The sequence below is a fragment of the Pedobacter duraquae genome (assembly GCF_004362245.1).
Lineage (GTDB): Bacteria > Bacteroidota > Bacteroidia > Sphingobacteriales > Sphingobacteriaceae > Pedobacter > Pedobacter duraquae.
Map to the genome: position 1 here is coordinate 1,317,351 of NZ_SNWM01000001.1, position 16,499 is coordinate 1,333,849.

12 protein-coding genes are annotated in these 16,499 nt (G+C 41.2%); 6 read left to right on the forward strand and 6 right to left on the reverse strand.

Annotated elements, in window-relative coordinates; genetic code table 11:
* Positions 1 to 378: 378 nt before the first annotated feature.
* Positions 379 to 3,051 carry a valine--tRNA ligase gene (locus CLV32_RS05675; RefSeq protein WP_133553252.1) on the reverse strand — a complete coding sequence of 891 codons (2,673 nt, stop codon included), beginning with the start codon at positions 3,049 to 3,051 and terminating at the stop codon, positions 379 to 381.
* A 450-nt stretch (positions 3,052 to 3,501) separates the two neighbouring features.
* Here CLV32_RS05675 and CLV32_RS05680 point away from each other — a divergent pair, with 450 nt between their 5' ends.
* Positions 3,502 to 5,538, forward strand: coding sequence for a M13 family metallopeptidase (locus tag CLV32_RS05680; protein WP_133553556.1), 2,037 nt, complete (start codon positions 3,502 to 3,504; stop codon positions 5,536 to 5,538).
* A 64-nt stretch (positions 5,539 to 5,602) separates the two neighbouring features.
* Here CLV32_RS05680 and CLV32_RS05685 read toward each other — a convergent pair whose 3' ends face one another.
* From CLV32_RS05685 to CLV32_RS05695, 3 genes are all read right to left on the reverse strand, one after another.
* Positions 5,603 to 6,301 (reverse strand): SGNH/GDSL hydrolase family protein, encoded by a 699-nt coding sequence (locus CLV32_RS05685; protein WP_133553254.1) that lies wholly within the window; start codon positions 6,299 to 6,301, stop codon positions 5,603 to 5,605.
* 56 nt (positions 6,302 to 6,357) lie between these two features.
* Positions 6,358 to 7,047, reverse strand: coding sequence for an OmpW/AlkL family protein (locus CLV32_RS05690; protein WP_133553257.1), 690 nt, complete (start codon positions 7,045 to 7,047; stop codon positions 6,358 to 6,360).
* 69 nt (positions 7,048 to 7,116) lie between these two features.
* Positions 7,117 to 7,467, reverse strand: coding sequence for an MmcQ/YjbR family DNA-binding protein (locus CLV32_RS05695; RefSeq protein ID WP_133553259.1), 351 nt, complete (start codon positions 7,465 to 7,467; stop codon positions 7,117 to 7,119).
* A gap of 53 nt (positions 7,468 to 7,520) precedes the next feature.
* On the opposite strand from CLV32_RS05695, the gene mnmD reads away from it, so the two are divergent.
* The 4 genes from mnmD to mazG all read left to right on the forward strand — a co-directional run bounded on the left by mnmD (position 7,521) and on the right by mazG (position 11,291).
* Positions 7,521 to 8,189 (forward strand): tRNA (5-methylaminomethyl-2-thiouridine)(34)-methyltransferase MnmD, encoded by a 669-nt coding sequence (gene mnmD, locus CLV32_RS05700; protein ID WP_133553261.1) that lies wholly within the window; start codon positions 7,521 to 7,523, stop codon positions 8,187 to 8,189.
* A 106-nt stretch (positions 8,190 to 8,295) separates the two neighbouring features.
* The gene (locus CLV32_RS05705; protein WP_133553263.1) at positions 8,296 to 9,243 is read left to right on the forward strand and encodes an aldo/keto reductase; all 948 of its coding nucleotides are present in this window, start codon (positions 8,296 to 8,298) and stop codon (positions 9,241 to 9,243) included.
* A 92-nt stretch (positions 9,244 to 9,335) separates the two neighbouring features.
* Positions 9,336 to 10,448, forward strand: coding sequence for an AI-2E family transporter (locus CLV32_RS05710; protein WP_133553265.1), 1,113 nt, complete (start codon positions 9,336 to 9,338; stop codon positions 10,446 to 10,448).
* A gap of 36 nt (positions 10,449 to 10,484) precedes the next feature.
* A complete protein-coding gene (gene mazG, locus CLV32_RS05715) occupies positions 10,485 to 11,291 on the forward strand; it encodes a nucleoside triphosphate pyrophosphohydrolase (RefSeq protein WP_133553268.1) in 807 nt (268 codons plus the stop codon).
* Here mazG and CLV32_RS05720 read toward each other — a convergent pair.
* Positions 11,288 to 12,619 (reverse strand): DEAD/DEAH box helicase, encoded by a 1,332-nt coding sequence (locus CLV32_RS05720; protein WP_243732242.1) that lies wholly within the window; start codon positions 12,617 to 12,619, stop codon positions 11,288 to 11,290. The two genes, mazG and CLV32_RS05720, sit on opposite strands and share 4 nt — an antisense overlap.
* A gap of 145 nt (positions 12,620 to 12,764) precedes the next feature.
* Between CLV32_RS05720 and CLV32_RS05725 the strand changes: the two genes are divergently transcribed.
* Entirely contained in the window at positions 12,765 to 15,173 is a 2,409-nt protein-coding gene (locus CLV32_RS05725) for an alpha/beta hydrolase family protein (protein ID WP_133553270.1), read from the forward strand.
* Between the two features lie 49 nt (positions 15,174 to 15,222).
* Here the strand turns inward: CLV32_RS05725 and CLV32_RS05730 are convergent, their stop codons facing one another.
* A complete protein-coding gene (locus tag CLV32_RS05730) occupies positions 15,223 to 16,455 on the reverse strand; it encodes an ABC transporter permease (protein WP_133553272.1) in 1,233 nt (410 codons plus the stop codon).
* Positions 16,456 to 16,499: the final 44 nt, after the last annotated feature.

Genomic DNA, 16,499 nt, shown 5'->3' on the forward strand with positions numbered 1-16,499 from the left:
ATCAAAATTGAAGGAATCTGCTCACAGGCTGGAATCTTTTCCTGCGGAAAACATTCCTAGGCCTGTTCCCAGACACCATCAATTTTTTGCGGCTACAAACAATGGCGAATAAAGCGATTTGCTCAACTTAGATTTATAAGACTGCTGTCCATGTCCTGGCAAAAATTACCGGACAAACGATTAATTTTCATTAACTTGGAATTGGCGGTACATAGCTGCACCAATCCGGTTGGCATTTTGCCTAGGCTATTTGCAAAAAAAGAGATACTGTCTGTGAACAAGCCTAGAAATATTTTTCCGCAGGAAAAGGATTTCAGCTTGAGAACAGATTGTATCTCTTTTTTTATTAAAGCACAATCGTATGCGAAAGGAGATAAGTTATCCTTTTAGTGCCGCTAGGCTATCCTCGATAGTAGCAATCTTGGCCTCTGCGTCCGCTTTTTTGTTACGCTCATTCTGTACTACATCACCTTTAGCATTTCGTACAAAGCGCTCATTGTTTAACTTTGCATCAACAGATTTCAAAAATCCTTGCAAATAGTGCAATTCGGTAGTCAAGCGTTCACGCTCGGCATCAACATCTACACTTTCGTTTAACTGAACAAAAAACTCATCATTACCAACCATGAATCCTGCAGCGCCAGCAACTTTATCATTTACAAATTCAACCTCACTTACATTTGCCAGTTTAAAGATGATGTTTAACCATTTTTCGTAGTCAAGGCCAGAGTTTACTTTTATTTGTAGCGGCAACGCTTCTTTAGGCGAAATCTGTTTCAGATTTCTGATGTTACGAATTTCTGCAACAACAACTTTCACCGTTTCAACTTCCTTGAGGATAACAGGATCCGTAGCTCCTATCACCGGATAGTCGGCAATAATAATACAGTCCATTTCTCCCTTTTCGCCGAAAACCTCATCGTGCCAGATCTCTTCAGTGATAAAAGGCATAAATGGATGTAGTAAGGTCAGGATACGCTCAAAGAAAGCTAATGTTGCTTTGTAAGAGGCCGCGTCTATCGGGTGTTGATAAACAGGCTTAACCATTTCAAGATACCAGGCACAGAAGTCATCCCACACTAATTTATAAGTACTGATAATCGCTTCTGACAAACGGTATTGTTTAAAGTTATCTTCAATTTCGGCAAGGGCCTCATTAAATTTATTATCGAACCAGGCTATGGCCTGTGCATTTGGATTTTCCAGAGTTTCATCAACCTCCCAACCCTTAACCAGACGGAAAGCGTTCCATATTTTATTGGCAAAATTGCGTCCTTGTTCACAATAACTTTCATCAAACATCAGGTCGTTGCCTGCCGGAGAGCTAAAAAGCATCCCTACACGTACCCCATCTGCGCCATATTTCTCAATCAGACCAATTGGATCGGGCGAGTTACCAAGAGACTTGGACATTTTCCGACCCAATTTATCCCTTACAATACCGGTTAGGTAAACATTAGTAAATGGCTTTTTGCCCATAAACTCATGTCCAGCCATGATCATCCGTGCCACCCAGAAGAATAGAATTTCTGGTGCTGTAACGAGGTCATTTGTTGGATAGTAATAATTGATGTCTTTGTTGTCAGGATTTTTAAAGCCATCAAACACAGAAATCGGCCATAGCCATGAACTGAACCAGGTATCCATTACATCTTCATCTTGCCTGATAAAAGGCAAAAGCTGGTGTTTAAATCCTGCGGCCTCCTCGGCAGTGAAAGTACCATCAATATCTTTTAGTTTCAGGAATGCATCAAGTGCATCATCCTGGGTTTTGGCAACTACCCAGTTCCCTTCATGGTCGTACCATGCGGGAATACGCTGTCCCCACCACAGCTGCCTGCTGATACACCAATCTTTAACGTTCTCCATCCAGTGACGGTAGGTATTACCAAATTTCTCAGGAATCAGGTTTACATCTCCATTCAATACATCTGCAAGCGCGGGTTTTGCCAGTTCATCCATTTTGCAGAACCATTGCAGGGAGAGTTTCGGCTCAATAGCAGCATCCGTACGCTCAGAGAATCCAACTTGTGATTTATAGTCTTCTACGTGATCCAGGTGACCGGCTTCATCGAGGAGCACGGCAATTTTTTTACGTGCTACAAAACGATCTTCACCAACAAGTATCACAGCCAATTCATTTAATGTACCGTCATCATTAAGGATATCGATCACCGGAAGCTTATGCTTTACGCCAAGCTCGTAGTCATTTAAATCATGTGCCGGTGTAACTTTCAGGCAGCCTGTACCGAAATCCATGGTCACATATTCATCTTCTATAATCGGGATCTCCCTGTTGATCAGTGGAACAAACACCTTTTTGCCTTTTAGATGGGTATAGCGCTCATCATTAGGATTCACACAGATGGCCGCATCGGCCATAATAGTCTCAGGGCGTGTGGTTGCAATGGTTAACATTTCCGCACCATCGGTACCTGAAACAGCATATTTAATATAGTATAACTTCTGATTTACTTCCTTACGGATTACCTCTTCATCAGACACAGCAGTTTTACCTGCAGGATCCCAGTTAACCATGCGAATACCACGATAGATCCAGCCTTTTTTATACAGGTGGATAAAGGTATCAATAACCGCATCCGAAAGATCCTCTTCCATGGTGAACCGTGTTCTATCCCAATCGCAACTGGCACCAAGTTTCTTCAGCTGATCAAGGATGATACCACCGTATTTCTCTTTCCATTCCCAGGCGTAGCTTAGGAATTCCTCCCTGCTCAGATCCTTTTTGCTGATTCCCCGTTCTTTTAGCATGGCCACAACTTTGGCTTCGGTAGCTATGGAAGCGTGATCAGTTCCGGGAACCCAGCATGCATTTTTACCTTGCATCCGCGCTTTACGGATCAATACATCCTGAATGGTGTTATTTAACATGTGCCCCATATGGAGGACTCCTGTTACGTTTGGCGGAGGAATCACAATTGTGTAAGGCTCACGTTCATCAGGCTCAGAATGAAAGAACTTTTTTGAAAGCCAGTAACTATACCATTTATCTTCAGTTGTAGTAGGATCGTATTTAGTGGAAATGCTCATTGTAGAATTTGGAAATATCAGATGAAATACAAAAATAAGAAGAAAAAAGACATAATCTATGAGGAAAATTCAGCGCCAGCTGCCGTAGTTTTATAAAGAGACTTATTCTTCTGTTTAGCTGAAACTTATGCCAGATAAACTCCAGACCTCACCAGAAAATCTGCTAACGCAACTCCAGGAAGACTTATAACATAATGTTTTGAACAGTCACAATAAAAAGTGTTAAAATATGTTAATAGTGTATAGTAAATCAAAAGAGGAATGAAATCGATCAAGGTATTTACGTTTTCAAACATTGTGATGAGAAGACTGGGATTAACCAGAATCTACTACTGGTTCAATAAGTAATATTTTCATTAGACATTGGCATAGTTTAATTCAATTTTATTAATTTCAGTCTTTATTGCCTTTGGCAAATGACTAACTAAATTTGAAGAAAACTAAATCATGATGAAACTTCAACAGCTCAAAAGCTATTTCGCACTCTTGGGTGTGGTAGCGGCAAGCTTCTCGGCAAACGCCCAGGTTCCAAAAAAATTAATCGATCCTGCCAACATGGATCTTACTGTTAAACCAGGCGACGATTTCTACAGGTACGCCAGTGGAAATTGGGTTAAAAACAATCCAGTTCCGGCTAAAGAAACCCGCTGGGGAAGCTTTAACGAATTACGCGACTTCAATATCAACGCTGTAAAAGGCCTTGTAGAGGAAGCCGCAGCTGACAAATCTGCTCCTGCAGGTTCAGTAAAACGCAGAGTGGGCGATTTTTACGCTGCTGCGATGGATAGCTTAACTATCGAAAAACTAGGGTATACGCCAATCAAAGCAGATCTGGAAAAAATCAGTCAGATTCAGACTATCCCTCAGGTGGTAGATCAGGTAATCTATATGCGTACGTCAGGCATTGGTGGCCCGATGTTCGGATTCGGTATTACGCAGGATAGAAAGAACGTAAATAAATATCTTCCTTCTTTAGGTCAGGGTGGTACAACATTGCCAGACCGTGATTACTATTTGAAAGATGATGCGCGTTCAGTAAAAATTCGCGAGGCTTATTTGACCTATATGACTACATTATTTAGTCTGACGGGAAGTACACCAGATGCCGCAAAACAAAAAGCTGCGACTGTAATGGGCATCGAGAAACAATTTGCAGAGGCGCAAATGAGCCGTCTGGAAATGCGTGATCCATACAAAACCTATAACAAGTTTGCTGTTGCAGAATTCAGCAAAACGACACCAGATTTAAATTGGGCAGTTTTGTTCCCTAAATTTAAAGTAAACGGGCAAGATACTGTGCTGGTATCTTCACCAAAATTCTTTGTAAGCCTTGACGGCATGCTCAAAAGCATTCCTGTAGCAGATTGGAAAACATATCTGGAGTGGAATTTATTGAAAGGTTCTGCATCTAACTTAAGTTCTCCTTTTGTTAAAGCAAGCTTTGCATTCAATCAGGCACAAACAGGTCAGCGTGTGCAGACTCCAAGATGGCAGAGAATGTCGTCATTGACTGACGGCGCAATTGGTGAGTTGCTTGGCCAGTTGTATGTTGCCAAATATTTTAAACCAGAGGCGAAAGCAAGGATGACAGAGTTGATTACCAACCTGCGTGCAGCATTCGAAATCCGTATTAAGGGATTAGAATGGATGAGTCCTGAGACTAAGGAAAAGGCGTTAGCTAAGCTACACGCGTTCTTACCTAAAATCGGATATCCTGATAAGTGGAAAAACTATGATGGCTTAGTAATTAATCGTGATACGTATTTCCAAAATCTGCGTAATGTAGGTGCATGGGGCTATACAGAAATGTTAGACCAATTGGGCAAACCTGTTGACCGTACACGCTTTGGTATGACGCCTCCTACTGTAAATGCATACTACAGCCCGACAATGAACGAAATCGTATTCCCTGCTGGGATCTTACAGTTTCCTTTCTTTGCACCAAACGCCGATGATGCTGTAAATTATGGTGGTATTGGTGCTGTGATTGGTCACGAAATGTCACATGGTTTTGATGATTCAGGAAGTCAGTACGACAAAGACGGTAACCTTAAAAATTGGTGGACAGCAGAAGACCGCGCTAAATTTGATGCAAAAACAAAAGCGTTAGGTGAGCAATTTGATGCGTATACCGTATTAGATACTGTGCATGTAATTGGTAAACTGACAATGGGTGAAAACATCGGTGACCTAGGTGGTTTGAACGCTGCATATACTGCCTTCAAAATGACTAAACAAGGTCAGTCGAACACCAAAATTGACGGATTTACTCCTGATCAACGTTTCTTCCTGTCTTGGGCACAAGTTTGGAGAGGAAATATCCTTCCTGAAAGTGCTGCTCAACTGATCAAAACAGATCCACACTCTCCGGGAGAATTCAGAACGATCGGTGCTCCGGTAAATATGGACGCATGGTATAAAGCGTTTGATGTGAAACCTGGTGATAAACTATACAAGAAACCAGAGGATAGAATCCGCATGTGGTAATCTTAATTAAGCACAAAAAAACGGCCTTGAATGAATTTTCAAGGCCGTTTTTTTGTGCAATTGTTTACCGACTAATTGCCTGTTGCATCATTGACTCTATGCCCAAGTAAATCTCATTTGCCATCCTTTCCATTCCTAGATCTCCGGGATGACCGGCTACAGCCTGATTAGTTATTTTGTAGGGAGTGCCGTCAACAGACATTACTGTGGCCCCTAGGAAAGATACGTTTTCAGTAATATCCAGCTGCGAAAGTTTTACAAAAGGAATGTTGTGTTGCTTAGCAACCTGTGCGAGGACAATGTTTACTGGTATATTATTCCAGAAAGTACCGGTAATTAATATTTTAGACTTGGGAAGTTTAACTTGTATATAGTCTATCATTTGATATAGTGATGTGTTCAGACCACTCAAATCCTGTACATTTTCACCCAGGCGTATCACAACAACAAACGGATTCTGGTTTAGATAAGAATCAAGAGTTGACAAATCAAATGTTTTATGATTCCCCTCCCATGCGGAGATATTTACAGGTATCACCGGCATTCCGAGTCTTGCTTCCAGCACGTGGACATAATCTTTATCTTTTGAACTTGCAGCCATTCCCCAATTGCCATACCAGCCGATTTCAGCATTGGGCGCATGGATTGTCATGCTATTACCGAGAATAAGGACCTTTTTTTCTGACTGTTCAACTTGTTTTTTACATGAACAGATGATGACAAGCAATAATACTACTGCAGTATTTCTAAAATTCTGATACATTATAAGCCCCGTTTTTCACGAGGCCTAAGATGTGAAAATTCCAGACTATTTGCTAACTAAAATTTATAACCTACCCCAACTCCAAGTAGCCATGGTTTAATTTTAACATCAGCCTGGATATTGCTCAATACAGGTGCGAGTGACGGATTTGTTCCAGGTGTTAGATTGGAAGCATCCACTGTGGCTGTAGTATTTAGAAAGATCTTTTTCAGATCAATATTCAAAAAAACGTTTTTCGCAATATCAAAGTCAAAACCAGCTTGTGCAGCGAAAGCAAATTTATCTTTATAAGACACTTCTTTTACCGTTGGTCCAGCATCGGCGCTATAGAATATCGTGTAATTAACACCGGCACCTAAATAAGGATTGAATTTTCCTATTGGCATATGGTATTGGAACGTCAATGTTGGCGGAAGCAACCATACCTTCCCTAAATTTACATCAGCGGACCCCGGGCCACCTATGGCACTCAAATTTGAGCCTGCAGTACTAACTTTATGTCGCGTTGTACCCAAAATCAACTCCGCCGCGAAATGACGGTTGAAGAAATACGTGAAATCCAATTCAGGTATAAAAGAGTTCGAGATCTTCGCATCTCCCCCGATAACACCTATCGTTGCACTTTCCTGTGGTATTACGGCTACACCGCGTAGCCTGATTCTCCATTGTTCTGTGGTGTTTGCAGTCTGACTAAATACTTGCATTCCGGCAACCAGAAGGGTCGCCAATACGATTAACCTTTTCATAATAACTTCGTTTATTTGCAACAAAGCTATTCCTGTTACCCCTGCTAAAAAATGTACTTCAACATCATTTTATGTGATATCAGGCAGGTAAAGTGCTTGTAATTTCTTAGGCAATTTCGCGAGTACCAATTCCCTTGAACGGGTAATAAGCACCTTCAGTTCGCGGTCGGTCACTACTTCAATATCCTGAAGTGTTATCCACTGCCCTTTTGCAAAATGCGCAGCCTGTCGAATACCATCTCTTGCAACGAGATCATTGAACTCCTCGGGCTCGCACTTAAAGGAGATTGTTCCTTCATCAAGTGATGCAATCACATAAATTTTTTCGTGGATTAAAAAGCACAAATGTTCTCCCCATTTCAAATCTTCAGTGGTACCCGGTAAACCCAGGCAAAAGGTGCGGAACATTTCAATATCCATATTCAGGTTTTTAAATGTTAAATTTAAGCAGCTTTAGTTTAATTTTGACAGAAATGAATAAAATTATCCTTACTGCCGACGGCTCCAACACGTTATATAACGAAACTATTGGTGAACACTACCATTCTACGCATGGGGCGTTACAGGAAAGTCTGCATGTATTTATCGATGCCGGACTAAAAGCTGCCGCAGCGAAATTCGGCGATCAGGAATTATCAGTGTTAGAGGTCGGATTCGGAACAGGATTGAATTTTATCCTGACATTGGATTATGCTGTTAAGGAAAAATTGCGTGTAAATTATATATCGCTGGAAGTATTTCCCCTGACTAAAGAAGAATTTCAAAGTACTGGATACGACAAATATGTTGCTCCTGAGATCTGGCAGGCTCTGGCTGCCAGTTACCCGGAATGTATCAATCGGGAATTGGAGCTGCTTCCAAATCAATCCCTAAAGGTCGTCCATACCAGTCTTCAGGAATTCAAACCACTTGAGCGCTATAATCTTTTATATTACGATGCTTTCTCAGTGCGGCATCAACCAGAGATGTGGACAGAAGAGGTTATCGGACATGCTGCATCACTTTTAATTCCCGGTGGAATATTTGTCACTTATGCAATTACCGGTCACCTTAAACGCGCACTTAAAAGTTTCGGATTTAGCATCGAGAAATTACCTGGTGCCCCGGGAAAACGCGAAATGCTGCGCGCCACAAAATTGTAGACAAACTGTCAATTAATATCAAAATACCTGGTACACAAAACCGGGTGCACCATCCATTTGTTAGAACCTCGCGCCACTTGGGGCGTAGCTTATTTACAAATTTCATATGGATTATAGAAAATTAGGAAATAGTGACCTTATGGTTTCTCCGATAACATTCGGAGGTAACGTATTCGGATGGACAATTGACGAAAAGACATCATTTGAAATCCTCGATGCTTTTGTAGGATCAGGATTTAATTTTATAGATACCGCAGATGTGTATTCGCGCTGGAAACCGGGCAATCAAGGTGGAGAGTCAGAAACTATCATTGGTAAATGGATGAAAGATAGAAATAACCGTAAGGATATCATTCTATCCACGAAGGTAGGTTCAGATATGGGTGATGGTAAAAGTCTAAAGAAGGCGTATATACTAAAAGCTGTAGATGCATCTTTACAGCGACTGCAAACAGATTACATTGATCTTTATTTTTCTCATTTCGATGATGAGACAACACCTGTACAGGAAACACTTGAAGCATATGACGAGCTGATTAAAGCTGGAAAAGTTCGGTGGATCGGCGCGTCGAACTTCTCCAAAGAACGCCTTGTTGAATCTTTAGAAACCAGCAAAAAACTAAGTCTCCCAAAATATCAGGTATACCAGCCTGAGTACAACCTTTACAACAGAGCTAAATTTGAGCAGGACTTTGAGCAGATTGTGTTGGATAATCAAATTGGCGTGATCAATTATTACGCGTTAGCCAGCGGATTCTTAACCGGCAAATACCGGTCTGAGGCCGACCTGAATAAAAGTCAGCGTGGAGGCGGTGTAAAAGACTTCTTAAATGAAAGGGGATTTAAAATTTTAAAAGCTTTGGACGAAGTTTCCGAGCAATATAATGCTACGCCTGCGAGTGTGGCTATCGCCTGGCTGATTGCACGCCCGTCAATTACGGCCCCAATTGCCAGCGTAACGAGCACGTCACAACTGAAAGATCTGGTGGCAGCAGCGAGCCTAAAACTCAGCAATGATGACATCGATATACTTGACGATGCAAGTGCATCCTAGGGTTCAATTAATTTTGTAGCTTTAAATACCCTGCCATCTAAACTGGCAGGGCATTTGTCTATCTAGGAAATCCATCTTATTAGGGCTACATTATGAAAGAAATATCACTACCATTTATCACCAAGCTTACCATGGTGCTCATCTCACTGATCGCTCTGGTATATATTGCTATACTGGGTCAGACTCTACTGGCACCATTTCTCGCTTCTTTCCTGCTCGCTCTACTCCTACTGCCCATGGCAAATTTTATGGAGAATAAATGGCGTTTTAAAAGAGCTATAGCGTCAATAATTTCGGTAGTAATTATGATCAGTGTGATCAGTGGTATTATTTATTTTTTTGCTAATCAGCTGAGCGATCTTTGGAACGACTGGCCATTGTTAAAAGTTCAGGTGACGAACTCCTTTCATGAAGCACAAACATATATCTCCCGTACTTTCCATATTAATACGCAGAAACAGCTAAACTACCTTAATGAAAGCGCTGCCGGCGCCCTGGCAAAAAGTGCTACGGTAGTTGGCGCCACATTACTTACCGTATCTTCTACCTTTCTTTTTTTAGGGTTTATCCTTTTATTCACCTTCTTCCTGCTCAATTACAGAAGGATATTATATAGGTTTCTAACCTCTGTTTTTGCCGAGGAACACACAGAAAAGGTTGCGGAAATTCTAAGTCAGATTCAACATATCATCAAAAAATACATCATTGGTTTATTCCTTCAGATGTTGATCGTGACCATACTTATGATCACGATTCTTTCCGTATTGGGTATAAAATATGCTGTATTACTTGGCCTTATTGCTGGAATTTTCAATCTAATTCCTTACCTGGGCATCTTTACGGCACTCTTGATCAGCATCCTGATTACTTTTGCTACTGCAACAGGGGCTAAAGTTTTATTAGTACTTGTCGCGTTCATCGGTGTGCATGCCTTGGATGGTAATATCCTCATGCCACTTGTTGTAGGCTCGAAAGTTAAGATCAATGCATTGTTTGCGTTTATAGGCATTGTAGTTGGCGAAATGATCTGGGGCATCTCGGGTATGTTTCTTTGTATCCCTTACCTGGCTATGCTAAAGATCATCTTCGATCGTGTAGATCCTTTAAAGCCCTGGGGAATCCTATTGGGTGAAGAGCACAATGCAGCAAAAAAGCGCAGGGTTTACCGGATTACAAAAAAGATAAAATTAGAGGAACGGGAATAAATTACGTTAATTTGCGCCTGCTAAAACCCTTGCAATATGCCCAATTTTATCCCCCCTACTCCTGCCAATGACGCTGCTACTGGTTTCACCAGGCTACTAACTGTACTCAATACGTTGCGTACAGAATGTCCCTGGGACAAGAAACAAACCATGGAAAGTTTAAGACATCTCAGCATTGAAGAAACTTATGAGCTTTCTGATGCCATCATGGAAGGCGATATGCAGGAGATTAAAAAAGAACTTGGCGATGTTATGATGCATCTTGTATTTTATGCGCGTATTGCAGAAGAACAAGGTGCTTTTGATATTCTCGACGTGCTTAATGGTGTGTGCGAAAAGTTGATTAACAGGCATCCCCATATTTATGGAGATGTAGATGTACAGAACGAAGAAGATGTGAAACGAAACTGGGAAAAGATTAAACTTAAGGAGGGTAATAAGTCAGTCCTAGGTGGTGTTCCGGCATCCCTTCCCGCGTTGGTAAAGGCAAGTCGGATTCAGGAAAAAGCAAGAGGAATTGGTTTTGATTGGGAAGACAAAACCCAGGTATGGGAAAAGGTTGAAGAAGAGCTTCAGGAATTTAAGGATGAATTTAATGTTGTTGAAAATAGCGCTATTGATGTCGAAAAAGCGGAATCAGAATTTGGCGATTTGCTATTCTCACTGATCAACTACGCGCGCTTTATCAATATCAACCCTGAAAATGCCCTGGAAAAAACCAATAAAAAATTCATCAAGCGTTTCCAGTATCTGGAAAGCAAGGCGCAGGAAAGCGGAAAGGCTTTACAGGATATGACGCTAGCAGAAATGGACATTTACTGGAACGAAGCAAAAAAACTTTAACTATGCTTTTTCTTCATGGTCATCTTAGCCTTTTGGCCGATGCCATAGTTATAGTCTTTGCTATTGCTTTCCTTTTTTTCGTGATAGGCACCACCACCAGAAGGGCCGTCGCTTTCTTTGACAATTCGATTTTTATCGAGCCCTTTAGGTTTGCTTGAACGCTCAACAAGAACATCTGCGGGAAGTTCAGCAATCTCAAGTTTTTGACCAATGGATTGTTCGATCTTTCTTACTTGTAGCAACTCCATGTCTGTAGCGAAAGTTAAGGAAACAACTTCATCATCATTTCTTTTAACAATCCGCGCTAAAAACTCTTCTTTAGCTTCTGGCACTTCAAAATGGACTAGAAAAGGAATACCATCAAGATCCAATGGTCCGGTACCTTCATTAGATACAACCAACACCCTTGCTTCGGGTGTCGCCTTGAAATCCTCAAAGTCATCAAAGCCATTCTCATCAAAATGGAGTGGTCTTAGCATCGAATATTCGCCTACTTTGGGTGACTCAAGACTTTTAGCAAGTTTCTGTGCTGCCAATCTCGTATTTATGAATACGACTACCTTATCGAATACTTCATCATCACGAAGTAGTGTGCGTAATAAGTTCACTTTTGTTTGGTAATTTGGCACCAGGTAAAGTAACTGTGTTACGATCTCTGTTTTTTCAGGACCAAAATCTTCTACTTCTATTAGCGTAGGGAAATTTAAAAACTGATCGGTCATTTTATACAGCTTCTCATGCACCACTTCGGTAAAGATCAGATGCTGACACTTACCTGCGCTTCTGGCTAGTTCTGCAACTGGTAGCTGCATACCCTGTTTAACAATTAATGCAGCATCATCAACAATAAAAGTCTGCAGCTTACTGAGATTAAGACCTAGCTTAAGATAAACTGCCCTTGCACGAGTTGGCGTAGCAACAACAATATCTACACCCAATGCCAGTTCACTTACTTCAGCATCAAGTCCACCTGTACCAAGCAAGCCCATAATGTTCAGATCTCTATTTTTACTCAGCGAAACGAACTGCTCAATTACAGCTTCACCGCGGGCCTGATCTGCAACCAGAATAAGTACTTTTGGCGCATCATCTTTCGTGTATTTTAAGCGCATCAGCATGCCCAGCACATAAGTTGTCGTTTTACCGGCACCTTCGGGTGCAACAGCAATAATATCCTGCCCGCCAAGAATCCTGGACATCGTACGTGCCTGAATTTCCTTTGGACTTAAATATCCGGCGTCGGTCATGGAAATGACCAGGGCCTTGCTGAGTTTTAATTTATCTAATGACACGCTGCTTCTGTTTTGTTGATCTGCAAATTTACACATTTAACCTCAGTAAATAATGCCACTATGGCGTATTACCTAAAACCATATCCTAAAGTTCGCTTATGTATCAACATTTTGATGGTCGATTTTGCACTTTAATCGCAAGTATGTGTAAGTTTACTCAACCTAAATAATACCCAACAAAATGAAAAAACTACTACTAAATCTTTTTCTTATTGGTTCATCCTTAAGCATGTACGCACAGGATGCAATAAATTACCAGACGCCTCCACAGGCTATGGCAGATTTATTACTGGCTAAAGCCACGCCTTCAGTAAGTATTGACAGTAAAGCAGAATGGATGTTGCTGATCGATCGTAATTCATATCCTTCGGTCGAAGAACTTGCTATGCCGGAATACAGGATTGCCGGAATGCGCATCAATCCTAACAATTATTCTTTAAGCAGGCAATCGTTCATTAACAACTTCACTTTGAAGAATATTAAAACTGGAAAAGCGCTGTCGATTACAGGACTACCCGTTCCCCTGCTTGCCGGTAATGTAAGCTGGAGTCCGGCAGAAAACAAGATTGCTTTCACCAATACAACACAAAAAAGCGTGGACCTGTATGTGATTGATATTGCTACAGGAAAAACTACGAAGATGAACAAACAACCACTTAACGCACTGTTAGGGGGCGGTATAACCTGGTTAGACAATAATACGATGTTGTATCGCGTAGCTACTAAATCTGCAGCACTGGCACCAGCAAAACCTTTAATGCCAAAAGGGCCAACTGTACAACAGAATCTAGGCAAAGCGTCACCAAGTGTCACCTATCAGGATTTGATTAAATCGCCATTTGACGAGCAGCTGTTCGAATTTTTCGCCACTTCACAACTAATTTCCAACAAAAGCGGCGTAGAGACACCAATTGGAAAACCAGCGATTTATACTTCTGTGAGACCGTCGCCAGATAAAACTTACTTGTTAACACGTGTGATCAGGAAACCGTTCTCTTATCTGGTATCGGCAGGAGGATTTCCATCAACGATTACGATAACCGACAGAACAGGAAAAGTTCTTAAAGAAGTAGCTCAACTGCCGTCTTCGGAAGGAACGCCTTCTGGTTATGACAACACTCAGAATGTTGAACGTGGATTTGACTGGCGTGATGATGAGCCCGCAACTTTAACCTGGTCAAAGCCCCTGGATAGCGGATTGATCAAAAAACAAGTACCTTTCCATGATGCTGTTTATTCACTCAATGCTCCATTTACCGGACAGCCAAAAGAATTATTTAAAACACAAACACGTTACAGAGGAGTACAGTGGGGCGATGCGAATTTAGCGCTTGTTTCTGAGGGTCTCCGCAGCAAACAAACAACAAAACTCAGCAAGCTTAACCCAAGCACCGGAGTAATGGAGACGTTGTATGAACGTAATCAAACCGATGCTTATAATTTCCCAGGAAATCCAGTTACTAAAAAAAATAAATATGGAGAGTATGTTATCGAGACAATTGATAATGGCACTAAGCTCCTGATGAATAATACGACTGGTGCTTCTGATAGAGGTGATTTGCCTTTTCTAGCAAAGTTTGACCTCAACACCAAGAAAAATGAGATTATCTGGCGCAGCGCCGAAGGTACATACGAGTATGTAGTTGACGTTCTTGATCCAAATAAACTAGTGCTGGTAACCAGAAAGGAATCTCAAAAAAACGTTCCTAACTATTACCTTAAAAACCTGATGTTAAGGATTGCGGACCAGCCGATCACTAACTTCAGCAATCCATATCCTCAGCTGGAAGGCGTAATCAAAGAAAAGATATCTTACAAAAGAGCTGACGGTGTAGATCTTACCGGCGACTTGTATTTACCTAAAGGATACAATAAAGTGAAAGATGGCCCGCTACCTACTTTAATCTGGGCGTATCCACGTGAGTTTAACTCTGCAGCAGATGCAGCACAAATCAGGGGATCAAAAGACCGTTTTACTACAATCAGCTGGGCTTCACCGATTTTCTGGGTAACTCAGGGATATGCGGTACTTGACAATGCCGAGATGCCTATCGTAGCCAAAGAAGGTAAAAAACCAAACGATACTTTTGTAGAGCAGTTGCAGCTGAATGCTGAAGCAGCGATCAATAAATTATCTGATCTTGGTGTTGGCGACAGAAATAGAATGGCAGTAGGCGGACATAGCTATGGTGCATTTATGACTGCAAATCTCCTTGCCCACACTAACTTATTTAAAGCCGGTTTGGCACGTAGTGGTGCATATAACAGAACCCTTACCCCATTTGGATTTCAAAACGAGGAGCGTACGTATTGGGATGACCCTAAATTATACTACGAAATGAGTCCGTTCAGCTATGCCAATAAAATTAAAACCCCGTTACTATTAATCCACGGAGATTCTGACGACAATCCTGGAACTTTCCCAATCAACTCTGAGCGACTGTTTGCAGCAATCAAGGGATTTGGTGGAACTACCCGTTTTGTATTCCTTCCTTACGAAGCACACAGTTACCGCGGTAAAGAGAATCTGCTGCACATGTTGTGGGAAATGAATACCTGGCTAGATAAGTACGTTAAAAACGCAAAGTAATCAGCCGAATTTAAAAGAAGCCCATCAAACCAAATTTGATGGGCTTCTTTTATTTAAAACGAATTGCTTTTAGCGGGGATACTTTGCTCACCAGCAATGAAGGGATGATTAATACCAGCAGGCAAATTAATAATGTGGCTATATTTAGGAACAGTACATCCTGAAGGTGAAACTCTATCGGGACATATGACAGGTAATACGATGCCTGATCAAGCCGGAAAATATGGGTAACCTTTTGAAAGAAGCCCAACCCTAATCCCAAAATATTTCCGAGTAACAGCCCAAAACCTACCAAATACATCGCATTGTATAAGAACACCTTCATGATACTGAGGTTGGTCATACCAAAAGCTTTAAGCATTCCAATCATATTGGTTCGCTCTAAAATAATAATCAGTAATGCAGTAATCATATTGATAACACCCACAATCATCATGAGAACCAACAACACTTTTGTGTTTACATCCAATAATGATAACCACGTGAAAATGTTAGGAAAATAGTCGACAACGCTTTCCGCTTTAAGCTTTATTTCCAGTTTACGGATGATGCCGTCATTTACCTGCGACAGCTTAGCGAAATTTTTAATGCGGATTTCCAATCCGCCGATTTGCTCCGGCGACCATTTATTCAGGCGTCTTATGATATTAAGATCTCCAATCACGAAACTTTTATCTACTTCATCTACACCGATGGCATAAATACCAACAATCTTGAATTTTCTGGGTCTCGGCGGCTCTGTGGCATCCTGCATCAAAAAATGCATAATGAAATCATCTCCAATTTTGAGCTTCAGCCGATTGGCAGTATACTGAGAGATCATGATTTCTGACAGCGACTTTACTGGGTCTGTAAAATCCAGGATTTTGCCACTTACCAGATGTTTATTCAGGTAATCCCAGTTGTAGGTCTTATCAACACCTTTGAAATTGATTCCCTCTACTTCATTGTTGGCAGAGATAATAGCTGGCTTAGTTGCGTACGGAACGCAGTAAACGATGTCCTTGTTCTTTTGGAGATCCTGGTAGGTCTCAGCATCTGGTATAAATGGGGAAAGTTCAAAGGAGTTATTTAAATCGAGTTTAAAAATCCGGATATCTCCAACATAGCCACGTACCTTTTCCTGAATTTCGGTCTTAAAACCTTTGATTATTGCTACCGACAGCATCATTACTGCCAGACTTAACATGACCCCTGAAATGGCAATACGTACAATCAGTTTAGAAAAAGTCCGTTCTGATTTAATAGCTATTCGCTGCGCGATGAAATATTCTGTATTCAAATTTTTGCAATAAATATTACCTTAGCAAAAATGCTAATAAGATT

Excerpts from the sequence above, each read along its gene's own strand:
- CLV32_RS05675 (WP_133553252.1), bottom strand. The coding sequence starts at position 3,051 with ATGAGCATTTCCACTAAATACGATCCTACTACAACTGAAGATAAATGG.
- CLV32_RS05680 (WP_133553556.1), top strand. The coding sequence starts at position 3,502 with ATGAAACTTCAACAGCTCAAAAGCTATTTCGCACTCTTGGGTGTGGTA.
- CLV32_RS05685 (WP_133553254.1), bottom strand. The coding sequence starts at position 6,301 with ATGTATCAGAATTTTAGAAATACTGCAGTAGTATTATTGCTTGTCATC.
- CLV32_RS05690 (WP_133553257.1), bottom strand. The coding sequence starts at position 7,047 with ATGAAAAGGTTAATCGTATTGGCGACCCTTCTGGTTGCCGGAATGCAA.
- CLV32_RS05695 (WP_133553259.1), bottom strand. The coding sequence starts at position 7,467 with ATGGATATTGAAATGTTCCGCACCTTTTGCCTGGGTTTACCGGGTACC.
- mnmD (WP_133553261.1), top strand. The coding sequence starts at position 7,521 with ATGAATAAAATTATCCTTACTGCCGACGGCTCCAACACGTTATATAAC.
- CLV32_RS05705 (WP_133553263.1), top strand. The coding sequence starts at position 8,296 with ATGGATTATAGAAAATTAGGAAATAGTGACCTTATGGTTTCTCCGATA.
- CLV32_RS05710 (WP_133553265.1), top strand. The coding sequence starts at position 9,336 with ATGAAAGAAATATCACTACCATTTATCACCAAGCTTACCATGGTGCTC.
- mazG (WP_133553268.1), top strand. The coding sequence starts at position 10,485 with ATGCCCAATTTTATCCCCCCTACTCCTGCCAATGACGCTGCTACTGGT.
- CLV32_RS05720 (WP_243732242.1), bottom strand. The coding sequence starts at position 12,619 with ATGTGTAAATTTGCAGATCAACAAAACAGAAGCAGCGTGTCATTAGAT.
- CLV32_RS05725 (WP_133553270.1), top strand. The coding sequence starts at position 12,765 with ATGAAAAAACTACTACTAAATCTTTTTCTTATTGGTTCATCCTTAAGC.